General features: G+C 44.3%; 1 protein-coding gene. It reads right to left on the bottom strand.

The annotated features are described in order from the left end of the window. Nucleotides 1–9,558 (bottom strand): Ig-like domain-containing protein (locus D8872_RS11225; protein ID WP_125390843.1); only part of this gene is annotated, 9,558 nt, incomplete at its 3' end. Nucleotides 9,559–9,580: the final 22 nt, after the last annotated feature.

Raw genomic sequence — 9,580 nt, 5'->3', positions numbered from 1 at the left:
GATTTGCTCAACTGGCTTGCCAACTTCCACAATCTGATCGATTGGATCTTTAGAAACGAAGCTATCGCGAGTCACACGACCAGTTTCTTGGCCATTTTCGATTGTTACTTCCACAAGCGTAGTCTTTTCGCCGTTCTTGCCTTCTTGGACAACTTTTCGTGTGCCCTTAGGCAATTGTGGATTTTCGCGCTCAACGGTGTTGAACGGTAGAGCTTCAGTTACCACATCCAAGCGTGGCTGTTCGACAACTGGAATCTTAACTCCTTCGTCTGGAGTCGTCTTGTGAACTGGCGGTGTAGTATCCGCTGCTTTCTTCACTAGCTGGATCCGGTATTCCTTAGTCGTTTGACCGTCTTCCGTCACCACACGAACAAGACTTGGAAGCTCATCGCTATCAGACTGAACAACTGTTACAGTTGCTTTGTTTGTAGCAGTAGCTTCAATCCTTGGTCTTGTGCCCTGATACTCCAGACGGTAATCTGTCTTATCTGCTTCAAAATCAGCCAAGGCTTGACCATTAACAGTGATATTCGTTACTGTAGTTGACTGAAGCGTTTCTGTTGGTGTAACGGCAGTGAACTCTACAAGTGCAACCCCGTTAGTCGTATCCTTGCGTGTCATTCGGGCACGGATAGCTTTTGTTTTAACTGGATCAAAGTTGAAATGAATCATCTTGCCAGCTATGATTTCGCTATCTGCTGTATAGTTCAATTGCTTCCAATTATTTGCATTGTTAAATGGATGATCAGCTTGCTCAGCATAACGAGAAGCTGGATTTGGCTCAGTAAAGTCTGGACCGTCATAGTATTCTAAGACGAGACTTTGTGGTGCATCTGTTCCACTATCTCTGAAGAACTGCATACCAACTTGTTGTACTGTCTCAGCTGAAATCTGACCTTGCTTTTTGAAAAGCACACCGACAGATACTTCTTTACTTGGAGCCTGTCTTGACCAGTTAGTCCAGCGATTGCTTTCGTTGGTCGAACCATCATTTACATAGTGAACCCTATCTTGTGAAGCTTGATCTGTGTCATTGGTCGTTGAAGCAAAAGCAAGTGAATCTTGGTCGTTATGATTTTGGTTTAAAGCAGCATTGCGTCCAGTTTGCTCGCTTACCCGTACTTTAAGCTGTGCCTGCAGATCTGTTCCTGGAATCGTTCCTGTCAATGTAAAGCTACCTTTAGTTCGAAGTAGACTTTCATCAACTGGATTCCAAGTAACTGCTAAATCTTTCTTAACCCACTCAGTACCACTTGGGTAATAAACTGGTACAGTTGATGGCAACTGGAGTCTCTCTCCTACATTTACGACTGTTGATAATATTTCAGCAGCCACAGGCTTACCTATTTGCTTACTCTCTTTGACAAAGCGAATGCGGTACTCATCCACGATTTGACCATTTTCAGCCTTGATGAGTACACGGACAGGATCATTTTCAGATGCTGCTGGAATCACTGTCGCTAACCCACTGTCGCTTACTTCTGCAGTCACTTGATTGCCTGTTTCTTTCTTGACAATCTCATATTCCTTGATAGCGCTGTTAAAGCCTGGGATAGGCTGTCCATCTACCATGATCTTGGCGGTTGCACTTGTCGCCTCTTCAACACTGTTGCCCATAACAGTTAGCTCAGTCAAACCAACACCTGAGGTGTTCGCTTTCTTCTTCATACGAATACGGATAGCTGGTGTTTCTACCTTATCAAAGCGGAAGACATTTTCAGAGTTTGCACTTAGGGTCTGAGGCGCACGAAGACCAGTTACCTGTTTCCAGTTACTTGATTGATTGAATGGATGCTGCGCTTCTTTACGAACATGGTTAACATCTTTTGGTAATTCTGGAAGATCTTTGCCAGCATAGTATTCAATAACATATTCTTCTGGCAGACCAATAGAACCATCCGTGTAGAAGTCTGCTTTTAGATTATCAACAAAGCGTTTAGTCAAGTCACCTGCATCTCCAAATAAGATACCTGCATAATCTTCTTCATTTCCAGTACGCCAGTTGGTCCAACGATTCTTAGCTCCGCCTGAAGTTCTTGAAATGTGGGTATCATTTAGAGCACTAGCGCTATCATCCCCACCAGTATCAGATACAAAGGCTGCTGGAAGTTCTGACCCTGTCCATTGTTTAGAGATATTCTTATTTTGGACCGTTTGCTCAGACACTCGGATGTGAGCCTTGGTTCTCAGATTGAGTCCCACGACTGTTCCTGTAACTTCTATTTTTCCAGCTTGAGCCGTTGCATCAGATGGAACAGCCTCCCAGTTTACTTCTTTGTACTGGACACTGCCATCAGAGTGATAAGCACGGACTGTTGCCGGAAGTTTAATCTTCTCACCTTTTGGCACGGCCAATGACACTTCTTCAGCTGTCAAGAAGCCTTCAACAGTCACATGAGCTTGCGCTTCAATGTCAGTACCTGCTACTCGCCCCTTAACGGTAAAGCTATGATAGCGATCAACCTTTTCTTGGGGAATCGGCTCCCAAGTCACAGCTACCTTACGCGGCAAACCTTGATTATAAACTGCCAGTACTTCTTGAGGGAGAGTTGGCACCTTATGCAAATCTGTCGATAGCTTAATCGTCCGCAGCTCTGTAATGGTCTTTTCTTGTGTATTTTCAGCGATGCTCAAGGTTAGTTCTTGCGAAGTCAGAGTCTTATCTGCCTTTGCAAGACGAGCTGTGATACGAGCTGTTCCTTTACGATAGAGTAAGAGCTTACCATTTTCAGCTTTGATCTCCGCTCCATCTTCTGAGCTAATCGTGATGTTAACATCATTTTCTGACAGAAGCGCCCGAGTGCCATCTTCATAAACACCGTTGACTTTATACGGTATAGCTTGATCTTCGACCAGATTTTCTGTCTTTTCTACTTCTAGCTCAATACCAGTCAAGGCCGGGCTAGCTTCGACAAATTGCAGGCGATAAACTCGAGTCAGACGACCAGACTCGTCTGTCACAAAGACAGAAGTCAGCTTGTCATTGTCAGCACTAGCCTGTTGTATAGTAGCCGTTGCACCTCCTGTAGTTGTCGCTGAAACTGTCGGTACAGTTGCACCATAAGCAAGTGGAATGCGATAGTAAGTCTTGTCTGCGCTAAAGTCAGCCAGAGCCTTGCCACCAACCTGAATACCTGTCACAGCCCCTTCGGTTAAGTTCTGATTAGACGCTCGGAATCTAGCCGACACAGAAATGTCCGAGTCTGCAACTTTTCCTGTAGCTGTTGTTTCGCCATTTTCAGTCTTCAAGGCATCTGGATTTTCCAAAGTCCAAGAGCTGACTTCAGCATCTGATGTCGTACCGTCAGAAAAGACTGCTGTAACTACTTTATCTAAATCTTCTGTTGCTGTATTGACTGGTACTGTCTGGTTTTTTGGCAACCAAGTTACCAAATCCAAAACTTTCAGCATCAAGCGAGCAGTCAGGTTTGTACCTTCTACATTTCCTAAAACTTCTTTGACGCCACGCGTTTTAGTCAGGTCAGCTGGTATCTTCCAAGTCACAGTCTTATCTTCTGTACTGCCGTCATTGTAAACAGCTTTGACTGTCTGTGGAAGTTGTGCTTCGTCACCAACCATAGCTGTTGCTTTTGCTGGGAGTAAGTCAACCAATTCTTTGGCAGGCTGTATTCTTTTCACTGTATAAACCGTTGCAGAATCTGAGATTAAACCTTCTGAATCAGCATAGAGGGTAAATTTTCCAGCTGTTTCTGTCGACTTAACGATGACCACACCCTTGCCATTAAAGGCCTTGCGTTTCCATGTGCCATCTGCTTGAGCCTTGTAGCGCTCACGGCTAGCCTGTTCACCATTATCTACACCGACAATTTCGCCTTGTCCATGTAGATTGAAATGCACAAGATTATTAGCTGTCGGTACGAGATTGCCATTAGCATCCACAATTTCATAATGGATATAAGTCAAATCTTTTCCATCTGCACCGATGACGTGCTCTTCTTTGACCAGACGGACATTGCTAGGTTGGTCGGCAGTTGTCACAGTATCACGCGCAATCTCTTTGCCAGACTCATCACGAGCAACCGCCACTAGAGTACCTGGCTTGTATGCAACCTTCCACTCTAGATAGAGTTGACCATTTTCACCTTCTTGATAGCTTCTGCCATCTGCTGTCTGCTTCTTGGTAAAGGTCTTTTTGCCAAGTGATTCATTGTTCAGATAGAGTTCAACGCTTGCTGCATTTGAGAAGACGCGGACAGGCACCTTGCCATCAACCAACATCTTTCTGTCTTGTAGACTCTCCTCGTCCCAATTCCAGTGTGGCAACATATGAACCATCGGCTTGTCTTGGACTGAGCGCCATTGGCTTTGGTAGAGATAGAAGTCATTCTTAGGCAGACCTGCTGTATCAATGATACCGAAGAAGGAGCTCTTAACTGGGGTACGATCCATATTGTGCCAAGGAGTCGGCTCACCAATATAGTCAATACCTGTCCAGATAAACTGACCTGCATAGCCAGCATGGTCACGGTCAAAAGTCCATGACTGGGTCGCTGTCCGACCCCATGCTACCTTGTCATTTCCGTAGTCAGACTGCTCATAACGACGACCAGCACTGTGGTCATGGTTCAAAATCCGTGATGGATCGTAGTAGGAGCCGCGAGTCCGAGTTGCAGAAGATGTTTCTGAGCCATAAATCTTCCAGTCTGGATGAGCCCTACGCACTGCTTCATAGTTATGCTCGCCATAGTTCATCCCTACGACATCCATGATTTTAGCGATTTCGATAAAGCCGCCAGAAGAACGTTGGCTAAACTTATTTTCACCCATGGTGACATAGCGTTCTGTGTCAATGGCCTTGATAACTGCCTTCAAGCGCTTAGCTGTCGCAATAGAACGCGCATCTCCATTGGCTTCTTCAACTTCATTTCCGAGAGACCACATGATGATAGATGGATTGTTCTTGTCTTTTTCGACCATCATTCTCAAGTCAAAGTCAGACCATTTCTCACCTGGTTTAGCATCTGGATGGGTTGCTTCTTGGTCAAAGAAACGGCCGTAGTCATAAGTCTTCTTACTATGATACCAAGTATCAAATGCTTCTTCCTGTACTAAGAATCCAAGCTCAGCCGCAGCATTCAATAACTGTTCGCTGGCTGGATTATGAGAAGTACGAATAGCATTGACACCCATCTCCTTAAGCAATTTCAGTTTGCGATAGATGGCCTTGGCATTTTCTTCAGAGCCCAGTGCTCCATTGTCCTGGTGAATACATACGCCGTGGAACTTCATGCGCTCGCCGTTTAGTGAGAAGCCATCTGCTGCAGTCCAGTCAAAGTAACGGTAACCAAAGGTATCTTCAGTCACATCAACCAGTTGATTGTCTTTATAGACCTTGGTCTTCATGACATAGAGCTGTGGCTTATCTGATTTGGTCGTCCACAGGGTTGGTCTGTTGACCTGAAGCGTTTGGTCAAATTGAACTTCCTGACTAGCTAAAAGTTCTTTGACAGCGGAACGGACAGCTGCTGAGACAGCCTGACCTTCTTTGGTAAAGACCTGGTGCTCAACATAAACCTGATGCGCCTTGCTATCGGTATTGACAACCTTGCTGGCAACAACTGTATCAACCGCTCCCTGCTGCTGTTCTTTTAGCTTCGGTGTGGTGATCTTATTGCCATGTTTGCTGACATGCAGCTTATCTGTCATGACTAGATGAACATCACGGTAAATACCGCTACCTGAGTACCAACGGCTGCTTGGTTGCTTATTGGTAACTTGAACAGCTATCGTATTTTCACGACCATCTTTATAGAGATAGTCAGTGATATCATAAGAGAAGTGATTATAACCATTTGGATAGTGACCGACATGCTTGCCATTGACATAGACATGCGAATCCATGTAAACACCATCAAAAGTCAGACGAACGTTCTTGTCCTTGTTTTCTTCCTCCAGTGTGAAGGTCTTACGATACCATGCCACTCCACCATTTAGCTGACCGCCCTCATTGCGAGCTGGAGACGAATGATCAAAGTCAAAGAAGATACTCCAGTCATGTGGCAGATTAAGCTTGGTCCAATCCTTCATATTGATATTTTCCTTGGATTGGTCGCCAGTCGGATTAAGTTTAAAGTACCAGTCTTTATTAAAGTTTTGCTTACGAGCCTGAAGCAAATCTTTCTCTTCTTTAGTGACTGGAGGCGTTACAATCGGCTGATCTGGTTTTTGATCAGGTGTTGAAGGTTGATCTGGCGTGGATGGCTGAGATGGAGTTGAAGGTTGAGATGGAGTTGAAGGTTGATCTGGCGTGGATGGTTGAGATGGACTTGGTTCCTCTGGTAGGTTTGGACGATTTTCTGGAACAAAGTTATCTGGATTATCCAAAATTTCTTTCAATTGATTAACTGCATTGAAGATTGCTTGGACATCTGGTGTTTCTTTTGCCAATTCATTTTCCAAAACAGTCTTATGTTCTACAAAGGCAGTACGGCTATTCGGGGTATCTTTCAATAATTCTGGGGTAATTTGATTGACAGTTTCTTTCAACTGCTTCATCTCTTCCACAAAGTCCTGTTTGGAAATGAGATGAGAACCAGTTCCTTTTGTCACGACCCTATCTAATTGGATTCCGATATTTCTAGCCAAGTCATTACGCTCAGGATCCAGCTCCATGGTCAGAACGTGAACATCGTCCTTCAAACCTTTAAGGGAAACCAGTGTTTGATTGCCTTTTCGTTGAGCCGCTTTACCACTAAAGTATTTCTTGCCGTTGTATTCTGTGGCATTTCCTTGACCTTCTTGATAGTCTAAGACTTTGCCATCTAGGCTGACCTTATAAATACCATGATTTGGATCCACAAAACCAGTTAGATCGATTCCTGTCCCGCTGAAAATAGCTGTCACAGAAAGTTTTTTCTTGGCATCAGCAGACAAGCCGTTATAAGAAGCCCAACTTTCTGTATTACTGAAATTTCCCTGAGCATTGGTCTGTCTGTGCCAATTTGAACTGTAGATAAGCTGACTGGCTTGGTCATCGTATTCTTTTTGGTTATGCGAAAGACTGTCCGCTTTCATGACACGAACTGTTGCAGATGAGTTAAAGCCAAGTAAGCTGCCTTCTGTTGGGTCAGACAACTTAACTTTAAAGTCAAAGACTTGGTCTTCTTGTTCTTTAAAGTCAATAGTCTGGAGCGTTACTGTCTTTTCGGTTTCCCCATCAGCAAAGTGCAAAATCTCTGTCTTGTCTTGGTAAACCTTGCCATGAACACCTGTTCCGGGCTCGGTCACCACACGGACATCTGCTGAACCTTTAGCACCGCCTACACGTTTGACAGTAACAGTGACAGTTTTACCTTTTTCAGCTTCATAGCTTGCTTGACTTAGCTCAAACATGCCCTTGCTTTGGTTATTTAAAGTATAAATCCCCTCAGTTGCAATAGCACGATTGCTAGCATTCACCAGCTTGATAGTATGAGTACCTTCTGCTAGGTTGCCTGTTTCATATACCGTTTGACTGCGTTTGCGCACGGTGCTCTGCGTATCAATCGTTGCCACTTTTTGACCATCTACATAGACATCCATCGGACCGTGTTGCGGGTCGACAGTAGACACGACATAGGCCTTAGTTCCTGTGAATTGATATTCAACGCTGGCATCTTTTTGGTTAGTCCACATAGAACTTCCGCGAACACCTTCATTTTCTTGATGCCAAGTCGTATTGTTCTTATTTCCCTCAGTATTAGAATGATAATCCAAGCCCAAAGGATATCCATCTGTCTTTTCGATAGACTGAGGTGTTTTGTAGAGCGCAAAGTTGGTCAAAATCGGAGTCGCCTGAGCACCCGTAATAGTAACACGGATTCTTCTAGCAGTGACCGGCTGGCCTTGGATAAGACGGCGGTAGCCAACTGTACTGCCTTCGCCATAGCGAACCCAACGACCATTGACTTCTACGTCAATGTTGAAACCGGAAATCCGCTGACCTTTAGCAATATCTTCTTTCAACTCGACCACATCAAAACGCTTATTCTCTCCCAAATCAACTGTGAAAGAACCAGTCAAGGCATCATTTGATAGCGCCCAAGATGTCTTGTCATCACCATCAACCAGATGATTGACATTGTATTTGGCATTCTTCCGTGTAGAATCCGCTACCACACTGGCACCTGCTGCTAGATTAGTAGAATACATGTCTTTGAGCGTCTGATGAAATTCTTTTAATCTTGCAACATCAACATCTGCAAATCGTCCTTCTTTGTTAGGTGGAATATTGAGCAAAAGTGGTGTTCCACGACCGACAGACTTGAAGTAAATATCCATCAATTCACGCAAAGATTTTGGTTGCTGATTTTCATGATAGAACCAGCCTGAGCGAATGGATACATCCGCTTCCCCAACAGAATACATATCTCCAGTAGGGTCCCCATGATTCAGATAGTCTGTTGACGGATTAGCTAGAATCTTGTCGCGTTTGACCTTATGCCAGACTGGGTCACCTGCTGTGCCTTTTTCGTTCCCAATCCAGCGGACACTTGTTGGCTGAGCAGAGAAAATAGTGATGTCACCCTCTGCTTTTTTAATATATTCGAACCATTTATCAAAAGTATAAGTGACTTTCTGCGCTCCTTCTCCTCGAGCACCATCCATCCAGACTTCGACAAATTTTCCTTTGTTACCGTATTTAGGATTGTCTAAAATCTCCTTGAGTTGATTGAGGTAGTATTCATTATACTGATCCTGAGTGGCAACCTTATAAGACGGATGATTGGCATCCCACGGAGAAAGATAGACCCCAAGATTCATGTCATATTTGGTCGCAGACTTAGAAACTTCTTCCAAGACATCGCCTTTACCATTTTTCCACGGACTGGCTGCGACAGTGTGATTTGTATGCGCAGACGGATAAAGAACAAAACCATCATGGTGCTTAGTAACCATAATCGTCCGTTTGAATCCTGCTTCTTTTAACACTCGAATCCATTGGTCTGTATCTAAATTAGTCGGATTAAAATTAGAAGGATTTTCACGACCATTTCCCCACTCAGAGTTGGTATAGGTGTTCATACCAAAGTGGATAAAGGCGGCTAATTCTTCTTTGTGGTAGTCCAATTGAGCCTTGGTTGGAAGTGGTCCATAATCAGCAATTTCTGTTTCCTTATTTTCAGTAGGACTTGCTGCTTGAGCTGGCAAAGTGGGCTGGCTAGCTTCATTGCTAGCGGAAGTTTTCGGCTGCGTAGGTTTCGGTTGAGTGACTCCCTCATTTGCCACTGGCTGATCCGGTTTGGGAGAAGCTACCTCTGATGTTGCTTCAGAAGTATTTCCGCTATTATCAGAACTGCTTCCTCCATTGTCGCCAGAGTCGGCTTTTGCCAATTTATCTGCCAATTCAGCTGGTAAACTGGTTAGACCTTCTACCCGCTCGACCGTACCAGAATCATTTCCTCTGCCACCTGATGACTCGCTAGTAACAGTTGCTGAACTGGACGGTTGTACCACATCGGCCGATGCCAATGGCATACCAAATAACAGGACACCTATCATAACAGAACAAGCACCGATAGCATATTTTCGAATACTAAACTTACATTTCTTTTCCATAAAGGAACCTTCCTATCTGTAC

It is taken from the genome of Streptococcus cristatus, assembly GCF_003943815.1.
Lineage (GTDB): Bacteria > Bacillota > Bacilli > Lactobacillales > Streptococcaceae > Streptococcus > Streptococcus cristatus_F.
Note: the sequence above shows the minus strand (reverse complement) of the source record. Positions and strands in the feature narration are given on the sequence as shown.